This is a genomic window from Marinobacter sp. NFXS11 (assembly GCF_040148675.1).
Lineage (GTDB): Bacteria > Pseudomonadota > Gammaproteobacteria > Pseudomonadales > Oleiphilaceae > Marinobacter.
Genome location: NZ_JAGDDV010000002.1, coordinates 493,633 through 509,122, shown reverse-complemented (window position 1 = coordinate 509,122; position 15,490 = coordinate 493,633). Strand labels below are relative to the sequence as shown.

Below are 15,490 nucleotides of genomic sequence, written 5' to 3'. Positions count from 1 at the left end.
AACCACTCCGGTTATTCTTCGTCAGTCTGGCGTTTGATCCACGCCAGCACATGTTCCGAGGGGACTCTCTGTAACCCTGGAGGCTGCCAGTCGGTCAGCTCTCCCTGGCCCAGTACCAGCAACCCCCCGGGCGCCAGCCGCTCTGCAAGTCGCTTGACAATTTCCCGCCGGCGCCAGCGGCGGAAATAAATCAGCAGATTCTGGCAGAAAATGATGTTCATACCGTGCATGGGTGCCTTGTTCAGGTCCAGAACATTCAGTCTGGTAAAGCACACCCTGTCGCGGATGCTGTTCACGATTTCTACGGTATTCCGCTCGGCCGGGCGGAAATACCGGGCTTTCATTTCCTCGTCCATTCCCAGCAGTTTGCGGGGATTGAACTGACCGTTCCGGGCCTTCTCGATCACCGGCTTGCTGATGTCAGAACCGGTGACACCGAACAGAGGCTGCAATGCCAGCTGCTCCATGCATTCATTCAGCACCATGGCCAGGGTGTAGGGCTCTTCCCCGGTAGAACATCCGACACTCCAGGCCTCCAGGGGGCGCTTCTTCAGCTGTTCCCGAGGCCGTGTCAGGACATAGTCGGATACCAGCCGGAAAGCGTCGGGATCCCGGAAGAACCGGGTTTCCTGGACAGTGAGCCGGTCCACCAGCGTTGACCATTCCCTGATCGCATCCGGCCCGGATACGATCTTTTCGTAATAGGCCTGATAGCTGCTGCAGCCGATTTCCCGCATCCGGATGCCAAGGTTCGTTTCCAGAAACGAACGGCGCTCGGACGACAGGGTCATACCGGTTCGGTGTTCCAGCAGGGTTTGCCACTGGCTGAACTGCGCCTCGTCCATATCCGGGAGTCGGCGCAGTGACCAGATGCCCTCGGCAGGTGACAGGTTGTTATGCATTTGTGCCATAAACCGTCAACAGCCCTGGAGCGGAAATCAGCCCACCACCGGAACGTCGCTGTCTTCCTCTTCCTCGTGATCAGCCACGTCTTCTTCCGGCAGAGTGAAGCCTGCAACGGAGGACCGAAGCTCGGACGCCATTTCTGCCAGGTTACCGATAGACTTCGCTGTTGCGTTGGTACCGGAAGACGTCTGGGACGTGATTTCCTGGATAACGTTCATGGTGTTGGAAATGTGCGCCGCCGACGAGGACTGCTGACGTGCGGCGTTGGAGATGTTCTGGATCAGTTCCGCCAGAGACATGGATACGTTCTCGATTTCCTCGAGGGCGATACCCGCGTCCTGGGCCAGACGGGCACCACGGACCACCTCGGCGGTGGTGTGTTCCATGGAGATAACCGCTTCGTTGGTATCCGACTGGATCGTCTTAACCAGCGCTTCAATCTGCTTGGTTGCTGCAGAAGAGCGTTCCGCCAGTCGCTGTACTTCGTCCGCAACAACCGCGAAGCCCCGGCCCGCGTCACCGGCCATGGAGGCCTGGATCGCCGCGTTCAGGGACAGGATGTTGGTCTGGTCGGCGATGTCGTTGATCAGGGATACGATGTCACCGATTTCCTGGGAAGATTCACCCAGACGCTTGATACGTTTGGAGGTTTCCTGGATCTGTTCACGGATGTTGTCCATGCCGCGGATGGTGTTCTGTACCACTTCCGCGCCTTTCTTCGCGATCGCAACCGACCGCTCCGCAACCGCGGAGGACTCGGCAGCGTTCGAGGATACCTGGTCGATGGACACGGCCATCTCGTTCACCGCAGCGGAGGCGCCGGCGATTTCCTGGGCCTGGTGCTCGGAAGCATCGGCAAGATGCATCGCAGTGGCCTGGGTTTCCTGAGCCGCTGACGCTACCCGTACGGCAGTACCACGAATCGCCTGTACCAGTCCGCGCATCTGGTCGATCGCGTAGTTGATGGAGTCGGCGATGGCACCGGTGAAGTCCTCGGTTACCGTGGCCTCGGTGGTCAAGTCACCATCAGCCAGGTCGGCCAGTTCGTCCAGCAGTCGCAGGATCGCGTTCTGGTTCTGCTCGTTCTGCTCTTGAGTAGTAGCCAGTCGGGCCTGGGCTTCGCGGTACAGGGCCAGACCGATAAACACAACAATGGCAACCATGGCGGCCAGGATCGCGAAGGCCAGAGTCGGGCTGACCAGACGTGAGCCGGACTGGGTCCGGAAGTTCTCGGCCAGTACAGAGAGTTCGGAAAGCAGGATCTCGGAATTCTGGAAGATGTCGCTGGCAGCAGTACGAACCTTGAAGAGGTCGGGAGAGGCTTCAAGGATTGCGTCTACGTTCTGGGAAACGAACTGGAACAGTTCATCGACAGCTTCGAGGCCGTAGATGGCGTCTTCGTCATTTACCTGGGAGATCCCCATGGCAGGGTTGCCGTTCAGCTGGCCTTCAAGCACTCGGCCGAACAGGCTCGCGTCACGACCGAAACGGTCCGCGGCAATAACCGCGTCTTCGTCACCGGAGAGTACGTTGTTAACCGAGCGAACAATCCGCTCCGCCAGGAGTGACTGACGCTGCGCCAGTGCGATCTGCTCGGCGGGTGCGTCGTTGTCGAGCAGGATCTGTACGATATCGTCGTACTCAACCTGCAGCTGCGGAATGGTTTCGTTCAGGGTCCGGGCAACCTCGTGGAGGCCGAGCACCGCATCCTGGGTGGAGAGGATGCTGTCGGCGTTTTCCCGCACGGTGTTCCAGTTTTCCTGAACGCCACTCTGCTGGGCCAGTTCACTCGGCGGCAGGCCGGTTTCCGGATTGCCCTCGGTTACGTTGGTCCAGAGCTGCTGGAATTCGTCACGGGAGCGGCGCAGCTGGTTGAAGGCCTCGGCGGTACCGCCGGCAGCCTCGGTCGCGTTCTTCGCAATCTCCTGAGAGAGCACCCTCAGTTCGGCGGTGTTGGCGATGTATTCCTGATCGTTCTGGCTGTCTGTATTGATAATGAACAGCACCACAACGAGCAGGATAGTGAGTGCGATCAGTGCGGCGATCAGGCCGGCAACCAGCTTGTTGCCTCCCTGTCCCATACTGAGTCTTCCGGCTCTGTTCTTCATTTTCTGGCTCCCGGCCTCTTCAAGAAATTGGCAAGTTTGTTTTTTCGGGTTTCAGGCGGTCAGGGTGATGTTCCTGCCATTGTCACCACCCTTACCACTGTGCGACGTCAAGAAATCGTTCGTCCTCGAGCAGGTCGACGGCCGAAAACACTTTCCAGACTTCCTCGTTGCGTTCATAACCGCCTGAGACAAACGGTCGAACGTTTTCAGGCACGCCCTCGGGCGAATCCTTGAAACTGTCAGTTGCGAAATACTGCATGCCCAGCACACTATCGACTACCAGCCCGCTGAAAATGTCACCCTGCTCTACCACCAGCACGCGCCGTTCCCGCTGGCTACGGGAAGAGCGGGGAATATCGAAAAAGCCGGCAAGATCAACCAGGGGCAGGAGGCGGCCGCGAACATTGGCCGCGCCAAGCAAAAACGGGCGAACCCCCGGTATATGGGTAAACCGGGGGACGTGGAGGATTTCAGTGACTTCGCCCATGGGGGCAACGTACCGTTCGCCTGCGAGAACGAAGCCGATGCCGTTCCACAGCTCAACGGCTTGCTGTTGTTCCGGCAGGCCGGCAGCCAGCGACCGGCTGCGCGCGGCGATATCCGTCAGAACGGCAAAAGGGGCGGCCTGGGCGGACATGCTTACTCCACGGTTGGGGATCAGGCAATCAGACTGTTGATTGTTTTGATCAGGTCGTCTTCGTTAACCGGCTTGACCAGGTAACCCTTGGCGCCCTGTCGGGTGCCCCAAACGCGGTCAGTTTCCTGATCCTTGGTGGTTACGATGACGACCGGGATGGACGCGGTTTCCGGGGCGCGGGTCAGTTGGCGGGTTGCCTGAAAGCCGTTCAGGCCGGGCATAACCACATCCATCAGAACCAGGTCCGGGGTCTCTGCACGAGCCTTGGCAACGCCGTCTGCGCCGTTGTCAGCTGTAAGCACCTCGTGCTTATGCTTTTCCAGGATCGTGGAGATTTTCTTAACCTCGGTAGGGGAATCGTCAACAATAAGAATGCGGGCCATGGTTTCCTCGATAGTTCTTGGGGGCAGCAGGTTTACTGTTCCGCCTGTGGAACATACTGGCGGATGGTATTAAGCAGCTCATCCTTACTGAACGGTTTGGTCAGATACTGGTCCGAGCCGACGATGCGGCCCTTGGCCTTGTCGAACAGACCGTCCTTGCTGGAGAGCATGATAACCGGCGTCTTTTTGAAGGAGGAATTGTTCTTGATAAGTGCGCAGGTCTGGTAGCCGTCCAGGCGGGGCATCATGATATCGACAAAAATGATGTCCGGCTGTGAATCGGCAATCTTGGCAAGAGCGTCAAAGCCGTCAGTCGCGGTGATGACCTCACAGCCGACCTTTTTCAGAAGGGTTTCTGCGGTGCGACGTATGGTTTTACTGTCGTCGATCACCATGATCTTCAAGTTCTCGAAGTTGTCATCCATTGTCCAACTGCCTTGCGCTCAGCGACTGTCGTTATTTTAAAACGGGGGTTTTAACACAAACCTTAAGGTTCTTCTATAAACCCCGCTCATTTATAGATTATCAATGGCCGGATAAAAAGTATTAGTTTGTGACCAAATGTACTACTGCCCGCAACGTCACGTAACTGACTGAGGATTTCTCCGGATGCATTTGCAGTTCGGGTACAATACCATCTGATTTCAAAGCATAGCACTTAATGTCTGGTCCGCTCTGCAGACCGGTTCGTGTTTTTAACCCTCAGGAGTGCAGGAACGCCCATGACCGTCAGACTCGGGATCGTGATGGATCCGATTGAAGATATCCACTTCAAGAAAGACAGCTCACTGGCCATGTTGCTGGCTGCCCAGAAACGCGGTTGGGAAATCGAGTACATGGAGCTCCCCGACCTGTACCTGGACGGTGGCCGTGCCATGGCGCACACCCGTGACCTGACTGTGCACATGGATCCGGAAAACTGGTACGGCTTCGGGCCGTCCCAGGACCGGGCGCTGGGAGATCTTGATGTCATCCTCATGCGCAAGGACCCGCCGGTAGACCGGGAGTTCCTGATGGCCACCTATATACTGGAGGCGGCCGAGCAGCAGGGCGCTCTGGTGGTCAATCCGGCGTCCACGCTGCGCGACTGCAATGAGAAGCTGTTCGCCACGCAGTTTACCGACCTGACGCCGCCACTACTTGTCAGCCGTTCGGCGAGTCGCTTCCGCGAGTTCTACGCCGAACACGGCGATGTCATCATGAAGCCGGTGGACGGCATGGGCGGTCATTCGATCTTCCGTATCAGGGAAAACGATTTCAATCTCGGTGTCATCATCGAAACCCTCACCAACTATGGCACGCACCAGGCCATGGCCCAGAAATACATCCCCGAAATCAGCGATGGCGACAAGCGCATCCTGCTGATCGACGGTGAACCGGTACCCTATTCACTTGCGAGAATACCCTCCCATGGCGAGAATCGGGGCAATCTGGCCGCCGGCGGCCGGGGTGAAGGTCGTGAACTGACCGCGCGGGATCGTGAGATCTGCGAACGCGTTGCCCCGGTGATCAAAGAGAAGGGCCTCATTTTTGTGGGCCTGGATGTCATCGGTGACTACCTTACCGAAATCAATGTCACCAGCCCGACCTGTATCCGGGAGCTCGATGCGGCCTTCGGGATCGATATTGGTGGCTTATTGATGGACGCGATTGCGAAGCGTCTGGGCCAGGCATAATCCGGTGATGGCGGCCGGGCAGGTATAACGACAGGATCCATATCAGGAATGGCAGTTCAGGTAAGCGACTTCGACCGGTTTTCCTTCACCCTGTTTATGGCGCTGGCGGTGCACGCCATCGTGGTGCTGGGAATCACCTTTGCGCCTGAACCGCCCCGCTCCTCTGCCCAGACCATGGAAATCACCCTGTCCCAGTTCGACGATGAGGAAGCTCCGGAGAAGGCGGATTTCCTGGCCCAGACCAGTCAGAAGGGCAGTGGTACCGAGGAAGAGGTTCGGGAAATGACCACCCCGCAACCGGCGGAGGTGAGCCAGCCGCAGGTGGCACAGGTTCAACCCGAGCCTCCTGCGCAAACCGAGCCGCAGCCACGTCAGGAAAAGCAGGTAGTTCAGACCGAAAGTTCTTCCAGTCAGAAGGTTCGCCAGCCTGAAGAGCGCGCCAGGCCGGAAGAGGAACCTCTGCCGGTTCGCGAGAAAAAGAGCCTGATGGAGCGCAGCCTGGAAATTGCCAGCCTTGAGGCCCGATTCGATGCCCAGCAGCAGGCCTATGCCCGCAAACCCAGGGTGATGCGGGTAACGGCCGCCTCTACGCTCAAGTCCACCAACGCCTGGTACGTTCAGAACTGGGTGAGCAAGGTAACGCGGGTGGGGAATATCAACTACCCGACCGAGGCGCGCAATGCCGGAATCTATGGCACACTGCGAATGCTGGTGTCACTCAAGAAAGACGGCACCATTAAAGAAGTGGCGATCCTGCAGTCTTCCGGCAGCACCGTCCTGGATGATGCTGCCATCCGTATAGTCAGGATGGCCTCGCCTTTTGCACCATTTCCGGACGAAATGCGGAAAGAGGTGGATGAACTCGAAATCATACGTACCTGGTCCTTCCAGCGTCGGGGGCTGACATCCGGATGACAGCATCAAAACACTCTCCCCATAGCTTGCGCCACCAGTTCCTGGTGGCATCGCCCTATCTCGCTGATCCCCGTTTCCATGGCGGCGTGATCTACATTTGCGAGCATTCTGACGACGGTGCCCTGGGGTTAATGATCAATCAGCCGCTGGACATCCACCTTGGTGAAATTCTGGAACAACTGGACCTGCCGGGCGGCGAGCTGGATCTGCCGGTATTCAGCGGTGGTCCGGTGCAGCCGGAACGCGGCTTTGTGCTGCATCCCCCAGGCACCAGCTGGCAGAACACGGCGAAGGTCACCGACGATGTTCTGCTGACCACATCCCGCGATGTATTGGCAGGCATTGGTCGTGGCGAAGGTCCCGACGAGTACCTGGTGGCATTGGGCTATTCCGGCTGGAGCGAAGGGCAGCTGGAAGAGGAACTGGGCAGCAACGCCTGGCTCACCTGTCCGGCCAACACCGACATCCTGTTCCGTACTCCCTGGGAAGAGCGCTACAAGGCGGTGCTGCAGCTGATCGGCATTGATCTCAATCAGCTCAGCGAATCGGTCGGTCATGCCTGAACCGGCCAGCCGTCGCGTCATGGCGTTCGATTTTGGCACCCGCCGTATTGGCGTAGCGGTTGGTCAGGAGTTGCTTGGATCCGGCCAACCGGTGGCTCTGATTCCTGCCCGAGACGGTATCCCCGATTGGCAACAGATTGAATCCCTGCTCGAGGAGTGGCGTCCGGACCTGGTCGTGGTCGGTTTGCCCCTCAACATGGACGACACCGAAAACGATATGTGTGCCCGGGCGCGCAAATTCGGCAAGCGCCTGCATGGGCGCTACCACGTGCCGGTCGAGATGGTGGACGAGCGGCTCACCAGCTTCGAGGCCAAGGGTGAAGTGATGGCCGCCGGAGGCAGTCGTGATTTTGGTCGCCACGGAGTGGATGACCGGGCCGCGGTGCTGATCCTGGAAACCTTTTTTCAACAGTGAGGACCGAATGACGGCATTGCTTGATATTGATCAGTTGCTTGACCAGATGGAAACCGGGCTGCGTCAGGCGCTCCAGCAACGGGGCGTGCAATCCCCGGTCCTGATCGGTATACGGACCGGAGGCGTCTGGCTGGCCGACGTCCTGAGCAAACGCCTTGGCATCGAAGAGCCGTTCGGCGAACTGGACATCTCCTTCTACCGCGATGATTTCAGCCGCATCGGCCTGAATCCCCGGGTGAAACCCTCGAGTCTGCCCTTCGATACCGAAGGCCGTGACATCATCCTGATTGACGATGTCATCATGAGCGGCCGGACGATCCGGGCGGCCATGAATGAGATCTTCGATTATGGCCGTCCAGCCAGTATCATACTGGCCACCCTGATTGACCTCGGTGCCCGGGAATTGCCCATCCAGCCGGATGTTGCTGGCAAGACAATGGCGTTGGAAGCCCATCAACGCGTCAAACTACGTGGCCCCGACCCGCTCCGTATCGAGCTTCAGGAAGCCGGACAATAAACCTCCGAATCGGATAACAGGCGACCCATGACCGCGAACGACTCTTCCCCGCACCACTTGCAGCTGACCCGGGATGGTCAGTTGCGGCATTTCCTTACTCTCGACGGTCTGGATCGGGCGCTGCTGACCGACATCCTGGACACGGCGGACTCCTTTATCGAGGTCGGTGAGCGAACCATCAAGAAAGTGCCACTGCTTCGCGGGCGAACCGTGGTAAACCTGTTTTTCGAGTCCAGCACCCGAACCCGCAGTACCTTTGAGCTGGCGGCCAAGCGCCTCTCTGCGGATGTGCTCAACCTGGATATCAGCACCTCGGCCACCTCCAAAGGCGAATCCCTGTCTGACACGCTGCTGAACCTGGAAGCCATGGCCAGCGACATGTTCGTGGTCCGGCACTCCCAGAGTGGTGCGCCGCATTTTATTGCCGAGAGCGTGACGCCCGGCGTCGCCATCATCAACGCCGGTGATGGTCGCCACGCTCACCCGACGCAGGCCATGCTGGATATGCTGACGATTCGCCAGCACAAGGGGCGTTTCGAGGGCCTCAAAGTCGCTATCGTTGGCGACGTGCTGCACTCCCGAGTGGCCCGCTCCCAGATCCGGGCTCTCAACGAGCTGGGTGCCGAGGAAGTTCGCGTCATTGCCCCGGGAACCCTGCTTCCCAAAGACGTGGAAAGCCTCGGCTGCACGGTGGAATACGACATGACCCGCGGGATGAAGGATCTGGATGTGGTCATCATGCTGCGACTGCAGAAAGAGCGGATGGAAGGCGCATTGCTGCCCAGCGAGCGCGAGTTCTACCGGCTCTACGGCCTGAACCAGCAAAAACTGGCGTTGGCCCATCCGGAATGCATCGTTATGCACCCGGGGCCGATCAACCGGGGCGTTGAAATCGAATCGGCGGTTGCCGACGGACCACAGTCGGTCATTCTGAACCAGGTGACCAACGGCATCGCCATCCGGATGGCGGTCATGTCCATGGCCATGGGTGGCCAGGTTTCAGAACGGCAGCAGAAATTGAGTGAGAGGGGCCAGGCATGAGCAGTGTCAACACATCCGGAACCAGCCTGAAGATTACCGGAGGCCGACTGTTCGATGGTCAGGGCCCGGAGCAGCAGAATACCGCGCTGCTGATCCGGGATGGCCGTATTGCCGCGATGGGCGAAGCTGCCACCCGGGCAAAGGCCGACGAGACAATCAGCGCCGAGAACGCTGTCATAGCGCCGGGGTTTGTCGATCTTTGCTGTAACCTCCGTGAGCCGGGCAATGGCCAGAAAGGCAATATTGCCTCGGAAACCCTCGCAGCGGCTCATGGCGGTTACACGACGGTCTGCGCCTCGCCGGAAACCTCGCCGGTGAACGATTCCAGTGCCGTCACCCACCTGATCCGGGATGGCGCCGCCAGCCGGTCGCCGATCCGGGTGTTGCCCATTGGTGCCATCACCCGGGGCCTCGAGGGTGATCTGCTCAGCGACATGGCGGGCCTGGCCTCAGCGGGCTGTGTCGCTGTGGGTAATGGCTCCCGGGGCGTGCGCAACGCTCGCATATTGCGCCGTTGCATGGCCTATGCCCAGACCTTTGGTTTGACGGTGATGTTCAGTCCCGAAAACCAGGCCCTGGCTGCCGACGGCTACGCCCACGACGGCCTGGTAACATCTCGCCTGGGTCTGCTCGGTATTCCGGAAGTGGCGGAAACCGCTGCGGTGATGGAAATGTTGTTGCTGGCGGAGGAAACCGGGGTACAGCTGCATCTGAGCCAGCTCTCCTGTGGTCGCAGTGTTGAAATGCTGGCCGAAGCCCGCCGCCGCGGCATTGCGGTAACCGCCGATGTGGCCATGCACCAGCTTGTGTTCACCGAGGAGGCCTTGGCCGGTTTCGACAGCCGCTTCCATGTTCGGCCTCCTCTGCGCGGCGAGAGCGATCGGAAAGCGTTGATAGCCGGTGTTCGGGACGGTGTGATCGATGCCATCGTCAGTCAGCATCAGCCCCATGATACCGCCGCCAAGCAGGCGCCTATGGCAGCCACGGAGCCGGGACTGTCGAGCATTGAGAGTGTGCTGTCGCTGGGTCTGGAACTGGTAGAGATGAATGAGCTGGCACTGCCTGATCTGATCCGTGCGCTGACCAACGGTCCAGCCTCAGTGCTTGGCCGGACGGCCCGTCTTGCTGAGGGCGAAGTCGCTGATGTCTGTGTGTTTGATCTCGATGCATTCTGGACACCGAGCGCGAAAACACTGGTTTCAGCCGGTCGCCATGCACCGGTGACCGATCGCGAATTGCCGGGTGTCGTCCGGCTCACCCTCAGTGAGGGTCGAAAGGCCTGGCCAAAGCCGGCTATCTGAGTCCGGCTTAGGCGACAAAGTGCGGCAGGGGTTGCGGAACCTCTGTCGACACCATCACAGAATCCCCCCCTTTTGCTGAAAAACCCTTGATGGCAGGCACCTGTGCCAACGTATTCTTGTAGCCGTCGCCCTATGGTCGACCAAGGAAAGCGTGGCCTGACCGGTTCATTTTCACAGACCGGCGCCCGACAATAATAACCAGGAGTCATCCCGTGAAATCAGCAAACCTCCCCCAGCGGGTAGCCATGGCAGCTGCCCTCTGTGCCAGTCTGGTATTCCCCTCGATGGGTCAGGCACAGGCACAGAACGAGCCTCTGGAACGCAGCTTTTGCGTTTTTGACCCGGTTGGTGCCAATGGTCCCCTGTTTGCCATCACCAAAACCTTCCAGCCGGTTGCCCTGAAAAACGGCATCAAACTGGATCTTCGCGCCTACACCGATGAGAAGGTGGCCGCCGAGGACTTCAAGGCGGGCCAGTGCGACGCCGTGCTGCTCACCGGCACCCGGGCTCGGGAATTCAACAAGTTCACGGGCAGCCTTGAAGCCATGGGCGCAGTGCCCGGCGAAGAGGAAATGCGGCTGCTGTATAACACCCTCAGCCAGCCCAAAGCCCGGCCGTTCCTGATTGATGGTCCCTACGAGGTCGCCGGCGTATTCCCCGGGGGCGCCATCTACCTGCACACCCGGGATCGCAATATCGATTCCGTCGAGAAACTGCAGGGCAAACGGATCGCAACCCTCGATTACGACCAGGCATCAGTGCGGATGGTTCGCCATGTGGGAGCATCTGTGGTGGGGTCCAATTCCGCCAACTTTGCCGGCAAGTTCAACAACGGTAGCGTGGACCTGGCCTATGCCCCGGCCGTCGCCTACACACCACTGGAACTTTACAAGGGCGTTCAGCCTAACGGTGCGGTGGTCAAATATGCCCTCGGGTATATGAATTTCCAGGTAATCATTCATCGCGACCGTTTCCCGGATTCCGCCGGCCAGATGGTGCGTGACCAGGCCATCAAACGCATAGACGAGGCCTACGAGATTATTGCCCAGGCAGAGGCTGAAATTCCGGAAGATGTCTGGATGCAGTTGCCCCAGGAAGACACCGCTGAATACGACAAGATGCTGCGTAAGGTGCGTCTCTCGTTGCTGGAGGACGGTGTATACGATGAGCGGGCCATCAAGTTGATGAAAGCGATTCGGTGCCGGGTAGATGCCACTCGCTCCGAGTGTGCTTCCGTCGCCGGAACCTGATACAGGCGTAAAGCAGGCCCGCAGGTGCGGGCCTGTACCCGGCTAGCGGATTTCGTCTTTGAGAGCCTTGCCGGCCTTGAAGCCTACGGTCTTGCTGGCAGGGATGCGAATACTCTCGCCGGTTTGCGGGTTTCGTCCATCACGCGCCTCGCGGCTGCGGATGTTGAAAGTGCCAAAGCCGATCAGGGTGACATCCTCGCCACGGGAGGCGGCGGCCGATACCTGGTCGGTAAACGCGGTAATCACTTCGCTGGCCTTTTCCCGGGTCAGCCCGGTGCGGTCGGCAATGGCCGCGGCGAGTTCAGGTTTGCGCATCGGATACTCCTTTTATTGTATTTCTGCGGGTTCGGTCTTTACTGGCCGGAATCACAACGACTCTCGGTTGCTCCAATCTATAGTGGCTCGCGGCCCATTGTGCAAACCAACGGGTGGCACAGGTGTGTGTAAATTGGCGTCATTTGCGGCATCGGTCGCATAAAAACGGGGCCTCCTGCGCCATAATGCGTGCCTGGTTACAGACTGTAACAAACCGGTTTCTCTGCCAGAGTCCGGGCCGTGCGATTGCAGCGGAACTGCATCAGAACAAAAAACGCAAAAGGTGAAGAAGGTATGACCCATTTCCGGAATCCCTCCCGCAAGTTGCCATTTTCCGCGCGTCGAGTGCGTACCCTTGTGGCGGCTTTCACGGCCAGTGTGGTCCTTGGAGGCTGCAGCGCGGTGAATCACGTGATGTACAAGACCACCGGGGATGTGATGCAGGGCTTCTCCAGGGATCACACGGTGCCTTTTCTGATGGAAAGCAACGATCTGGCCATGGGGTGCGCCATGAGCGAGGCGACTGCGCCACTGCTGATGTCCTTCGGTCGCGTTACCAATGAGCCGGACCAGTTGGCGGTGATGCTCTACCTCAGTGCCGGCGGCTGCGCCGAAGAAGAGGCCAGGGAGCACGAGCTGGCCGCACTTGCCGCCCTGAATGCCATGAACGGCAATGAGGCCGAGGATGCCATGATCCGGCAGAAGCGCGCACATAGCGTTGCTGCCCGGCGCTATTACAAGGCCTGGCAGCACCACAATGCCCATTACGGCAATCCTGCCGATGGCGAATGCCCGGATTTTGATGACGACATGGACGAGTTCATCTACATGGCGGGTCTTCTTTCCGGCCTCCAGGCGCTTAATGCCCAGATTCAGTCCACCTCGTCCATTGGCGTACCGGCGAACGTTGGCTCCATTGCCGCCCGGGCCACAAGCTGCCTCGATAATGAAAAATGGTGGGGTGCGCCCATGGCATTGCGGGCAACGGTGTGGGCGATGATTCCGGGTGCCCAGCCCGAGGGTGAGAACGCGTTTGAACGGCTGGCCATCGCCGACGATCAGGGCGAGGTTGCGGGTGTGCGTTTGCCCCACGTGTTCCACGCCATCGCGGCTTTGAACAAGGGAGACGAAGCCATGGTTCGTTCGGTGATCCGGGATCATGCCGAATCGATTGAGACTACGCCGTCCAATGAGCAGTGGCGGTTCGTGGACGCCATGGCCACCGATATGATCGTCGCGGTCTCTGACCGTCTCTGGGTTGAGAACACCGGGCACCGTACACCCATGGGGCAGCTGGGCAGCTTCTGGGATGACCAGGCGGAAGCCGTTGAAACCATGGATCTGGACGATCTGCTGTAACCACTCCCTACCCAGAGTAATCAGTTATGTCGAAGGGCGGTTTTCATCGTAGCGGGCTGGAGTGGTTTTCATCGCTGCCCGCCTGTCTGTTATTGCTTGCGGTGGTTATTTTTTCCACGAGCAGCGACATCCACAACCAGATGCTTCGGGGCGGTGAACAGCTCTGGAGTGGCTATTACAAATTGCGGATGGATCCGGTTCAGCCCACCTGCGACCCGAACCGGGATATCGACGCGGCAGTTGCTCAAGAAATGGCGGCGGATGCCGAGACGGATGACCCGATGGCTGCGTTGCTGGGGGCCGAGGAAAAAGACCCGGCTGATGTCCGGCTTGCCATCGAACGAGCGGTTGCTGACTGCCGCGAGGCCCACCAGAATTTCGAGAATCTCAGTGAACAGCTGACACCAGGGGTGAAAGCCTATCGGGCCATCGAACTTTTTATTGCTGACCTGATCGCCTTTGGCCTGGAGTCACAGCGTTTCATCCTCGTGATCCTTGTCATGCTGTGTGCGGTCACGGCGACCCTCACTCGTCATCATATCGCCATGCGTGCCATGGAAACGCGGCTGGATTACACCGTCTCCCACACTCTTCAAACCATCGCCAATGCCATGCTGTTGGGGTCGAGCGCAATCTTTCGCCAGTCCAGCCTGGGTTCAGACACGGCGGTCTCGTCCGAAGAGCTGTTGCTGCACAATTTCTGGATTATCGGTTTCGCCTGCCTCACGCTGGCCAGCCTCTACCGGCTGTTCCGGGTGCCTGATGATCTTGAGGAAGGTGGCAGCCTGAACAAGGCCTTCCTGGCCGTTCCGCTCTATACCGTGATGTGTCTGATATCCGGCACCTATTTTGCGCTGATCGGACACGCGTCGGGGATTGGTATCTATCTCGGCAAGATGATGGAACTGTCAGACATGTTCCTGAATGTCGGTCTGTATGTTTGGGTGGGCATGATGCTCAAGCAGACCCGCCTGGCCACGCTGGTGTTCAATGTCTTCCGGCCCTGGCGCATGCCACCGGAAATGCTGGCGGTTGTCGCGGTTCTGGTGGCTGCGGTGCCCACGGCTTACACCGGTGCCTCGGGCATCTTCGTCATCGCGGCCGGTGCCGTCATCTACAGTGAGCTGCGCGCCGCGGGTGCCCGGCGGCATCTGGCCCTGGCGGCGACCGCCATGTCCGGTTCCCTGGGCGTGGTGTTGCGGCCCTGCTTGCTGGTGGTTGTGATCGCCTACCTGAACCGGGAAGTCACCACTGACGAACTCTTTGGCTGGGGCATCTGGGTGTTCGTGCTGACCGCCACCATGTTCGCGATCGTGGCCCTCAGTCTGAACCGACAGAGTGAATTCAACCTGGCGCCCTCTGCTGAAGCCTTCCCGGCCATGACGCAGGCGCTCAAACCCCTGATTCCCTACGTTCTGGTCATCGCTGCCGTGGTCCTGTTCTACCGTCTGGCGCTGGATGTGAGCATGGATGAATTCTCGGCGCCAAGGCTGCTGCCGGTGATCATGCTGGCAATCCTTGTGTACGAGCATGTCAGCCTGAAAAACCGGTCAGGAAAAGCCTCGGGAGAGATCAACCATCAGGGCCTGGAGCGAAGTCTCCGCGGCGCCACGAACGATACGACGGCGGAAATTGGTGCGTTGTTGCTGTTGCTGGGGTTGTCGGTCAGCATCGGTGGTGTGATCGAGCGGGCCCACCTGATGGAGGCTTTCCCGCAGTCGTTCGACAGTGCCTGGTCGGCCATGCTGCTGATGGTGGTGATCCTGGTGATCCTGGGCATGATCATGGACGCATTCGGTGCCGTGATCCTGGTGACCGCCACGGTTGCCACGATTGCCTATTCCAGCGGGATTCATCCGATCCATTTCTGGATGGTGACCCTGGTGGCGTTTGAACTTGGCTACCTGAGCCCACCGGTAGCCCTGAACCATCTGCTGACCCGGCAGGTGGTTGGAGAGGCGGAAGTGCTGGCTGCGCAACAGGAAACGGGGACGTTTTATCAGCGTCATGAGCGTATCATCATGCCGCTGATTGCCATGGGGATTTCGCTGGTGCTAGTGGCCTTTGTGCCGCTTATATTCTACGCCTGATTACAGGATGTGGG

The 15,490-nt window shown here is 59.1% G+C and carries 16 protein-coding genes; 10 read left to right on the top strand and 6 right to left on the bottom strand.

The genetic code is table 11. The features are described from left to right. Nucleotides 1-11 precede the first annotated feature (11 nt). From J3362_RS11415 to pilG, 5 genes are all read right to left on the bottom strand, one after another. Entirely contained in the window at nt 12-911 is a 900-nt protein-coding gene (locus J3362_RS11415) for a CheR family methyltransferase (protein WP_349519820.1), read from the bottom strand. 27 nt (nt 912-938) lie between these two features. Then, a complete protein-coding gene (locus J3362_RS11410) occupies nt 939-3,014 on the bottom strand; it encodes a methyl-accepting chemotaxis protein (protein WP_041645743.1) in 2,076 nt (691 codons plus the stop codon). 91 nt (nt 3,015-3,105) lie between these two features. Beyond that, complete coding sequence (locus tag J3362_RS11405; RefSeq protein WP_008172777.1) at nt 3,106-3,651, bottom strand: chemotaxis protein CheW; 546 nt, start codon at nt 3,649-3,651, stop codon at nt 3,106-3,108. Nucleotides 3,652-3,671: 20 nt separating this feature from the next. Then, entirely contained in the window at nt 3,672-4,034 is a 363-nt protein-coding gene (gene pilH / locus J3362_RS11400; RefSeq protein ID WP_011787171.1) for a twitching motility response regulator PilH, read from the bottom strand. A 32-nt stretch (nt 4,035-4,066) separates the two neighbouring features. Further along, nucleotides 4,067-4,459 (bottom strand): twitching motility response regulator PilG, encoded by a 393-nt coding sequence (gene pilG, locus J3362_RS11395; RefSeq protein ID WP_008175635.1) that lies wholly within the window; start codon nt 4,457-4,459, stop codon nt 4,067-4,069. 297 nt (nt 4,460-4,756) lie between these two features. Here pilG and gshB point away from each other — a divergent pair, with 297 nt between their 5' ends. From gshB to J3362_RS11355, 8 genes are all read left to right on the top strand, one after another. Further along, the gene (gshB, locus tag J3362_RS11390; RefSeq protein ID WP_014578672.1) at nt 4,757-5,710 is read left to right on the top strand and encodes a glutathione synthase; all 954 of its coding nucleotides are present in this window, start codon (nt 4,757-4,759) and stop codon (nt 5,708-5,710) included. A gap of 48 nt (nt 5,711-5,758) precedes the next feature. Next, a complete protein-coding gene (locus J3362_RS11385; protein ID WP_349519817.1) occupies nt 5,759-6,625 on the top strand; it encodes an energy transducer TonB in 867 nt (288 codons plus the stop codon). Next, nucleotides 6,622-7,188: a YqgE/AlgH family protein gene (locus J3362_RS11380; RefSeq protein WP_039882120.1), complete on the top strand. Its 567-nt coding sequence runs from the start codon at nt 6,622-6,624 to the stop codon at nt 7,186-7,188. Before J3362_RS11385 ends, J3362_RS11380 begins: the two co-directional genes overlap by 4 nt. Continuing rightward, nucleotides 7,181-7,603, top strand: a complete 423-nt coding sequence (gene ruvX / locus J3362_RS11375) for a Holliday junction resolvase RuvX (protein ID WP_008175643.1) — start codon at nt 7,181-7,183, stop codon at nt 7,601-7,603. Before J3362_RS11380 ends, ruvX begins: the two co-directional genes overlap by 8 nt. A 7-nt stretch (nt 7,604-7,610) precedes the next feature. After that, nucleotides 7,611-8,120 (top strand): bifunctional pyr operon transcriptional regulator/uracil phosphoribosyltransferase PyrR, encoded by a 510-nt coding sequence (pyrR, locus tag J3362_RS11370; RefSeq protein ID WP_349519815.1) that lies wholly within the window; start codon nt 7,611-7,613, stop codon nt 8,118-8,120. A gap of 27 nt (nt 8,121-8,147) precedes the next feature. After that, entirely contained in the window at nt 8,148-9,161 is a 1,014-nt protein-coding gene (locus tag J3362_RS11365; RefSeq protein WP_008175649.1) for an aspartate carbamoyltransferase catalytic subunit, read from the top strand. Further along, nucleotides 9,158-10,462 (top strand): dihydroorotase, encoded by a 1,305-nt coding sequence (locus tag J3362_RS11360; protein ID WP_349519813.1) that lies wholly within the window; start codon nt 9,158-9,160, stop codon nt 10,460-10,462. The genes J3362_RS11365 and J3362_RS11360 overlap by 4 nt, the downstream gene beginning before the upstream one ends. 284 nt (nt 10,463-10,746) lie before the next feature. After that, the gene (locus tag J3362_RS11355) at nt 10,747-11,712 is read left to right on the top strand and encodes a putative solute-binding protein (RefSeq protein WP_228743866.1); all 966 of its coding nucleotides are present in this window, start codon (nt 10,747-10,749) and stop codon (nt 11,710-11,712) included. Nucleotides 11,713-11,754: 42 nt separating this feature from the next. Here J3362_RS11355 and J3362_RS11350 read toward each other — a convergent pair whose 3' ends face one another. Further along, nucleotides 11,755-12,027 (bottom strand): HU family DNA-binding protein, encoded by a 273-nt coding sequence (locus J3362_RS11350; RefSeq protein WP_349519811.1) that lies wholly within the window; start codon nt 12,025-12,027, stop codon nt 11,755-11,757. A gap of 294 nt (nt 12,028-12,321) precedes the next feature. Here J3362_RS11350 and J3362_RS11345 point away from each other — a divergent pair, with 294 nt between their 5' ends. Both J3362_RS11345 and J3362_RS11340 read left to right on the top strand, forming a co-directional pair. After that, nucleotides 12,322-13,386 carry a hypothetical protein gene (locus J3362_RS11345; protein WP_349519809.1) on the top strand — a complete coding sequence of 355 codons (1,065 nt, stop codon included), beginning with the start codon at nt 12,322-12,324 and terminating at the stop codon, nt 13,384-13,386. A gap of 26 nt (nt 13,387-13,412) precedes the next feature. Beyond that, complete coding sequence (locus tag J3362_RS11340) at nt 13,413-15,476, top strand: TRAP transporter large permease subunit (protein WP_349519808.1); 2,064 nt, start codon at nt 13,413-13,415, stop codon at nt 15,474-15,476. Nucleotides 15,477-15,490: the final 14 nt, after the last annotated feature.

Excerpts from the sequence above, each read along its gene's own strand:
- J3362_RS11415 (WP_349519820.1), bottom strand. The coding sequence starts at position 911 with ATGGCACAAATGCATAACAACCTGTCACCTGCCGAGGGCATCTGGTCA.
- J3362_RS11410 (WP_041645743.1), bottom strand. The coding sequence starts at position 3,014 with ATGAAGAACAGAGCCGGAAGACTCAGTATGGGACAGGGAGGCAACAAG.
- J3362_RS11405 (WP_008172777.1), bottom strand. The coding sequence starts at position 3,651 with ATGTCCGCCCAGGCCGCCCCTTTTGCCGTTCTGACGGATATCGCCGCG.
- pilH (WP_011787171.1), bottom strand. The coding sequence starts at position 4,034 with ATGGCCCGCATTCTTATTGTTGACGATTCCCCTACCGAGGTTAAGAAA.
- pilG (WP_008175635.1), bottom strand. The coding sequence starts at position 4,459 with ATGGATGACAACTTCGAGAACTTGAAGATCATGGTGATCGACGACAGT.
- gshB (WP_014578672.1), top strand. The coding sequence starts at position 4,757 with ATGACCGTCAGACTCGGGATCGTGATGGATCCGATTGAAGATATCCAC.
- J3362_RS11385 (WP_349519817.1), top strand. The coding sequence starts at position 5,759 with ATGGCAGTTCAGGTAAGCGACTTCGACCGGTTTTCCTTCACCCTGTTT.
- J3362_RS11380 (WP_039882120.1), top strand. The coding sequence starts at position 6,622 with ATGACAGCATCAAAACACTCTCCCCATAGCTTGCGCCACCAGTTCCTG.
- ruvX (WP_008175643.1), top strand. The coding sequence starts at position 7,181 with ATGCCTGAACCGGCCAGCCGTCGCGTCATGGCGTTCGATTTTGGCACC.
- pyrR (WP_349519815.1), top strand. The coding sequence starts at position 7,611 with ATGACGGCATTGCTTGATATTGATCAGTTGCTTGACCAGATGGAAACC.
- J3362_RS11365 (WP_008175649.1), top strand. The coding sequence starts at position 8,148 with ATGACCGCGAACGACTCTTCCCCGCACCACTTGCAGCTGACCCGGGAT.
- J3362_RS11360 (WP_349519813.1), top strand. The coding sequence starts at position 9,158 with ATGAGCAGTGTCAACACATCCGGAACCAGCCTGAAGATTACCGGAGGC.
- J3362_RS11355 (WP_228743866.1), top strand. The coding sequence starts at position 10,747 with ATGGGTCAGGCACAGGCACAGAACGAGCCTCTGGAACGCAGCTTTTGC.
- J3362_RS11350 (WP_349519811.1), bottom strand. The coding sequence starts at position 12,027 with ATGCGCAAACCTGAACTCGCCGCGGCCATTGCCGACCGCACCGGGCTG.
- J3362_RS11345 (WP_349519809.1), top strand. The coding sequence starts at position 12,322 with ATGACCCATTTCCGGAATCCCTCCCGCAAGTTGCCATTTTCCGCGCGT.
- J3362_RS11340 (WP_349519808.1), top strand. The coding sequence starts at position 13,413 with ATGTCGAAGGGCGGTTTTCATCGTAGCGGGCTGGAGTGGTTTTCATCG.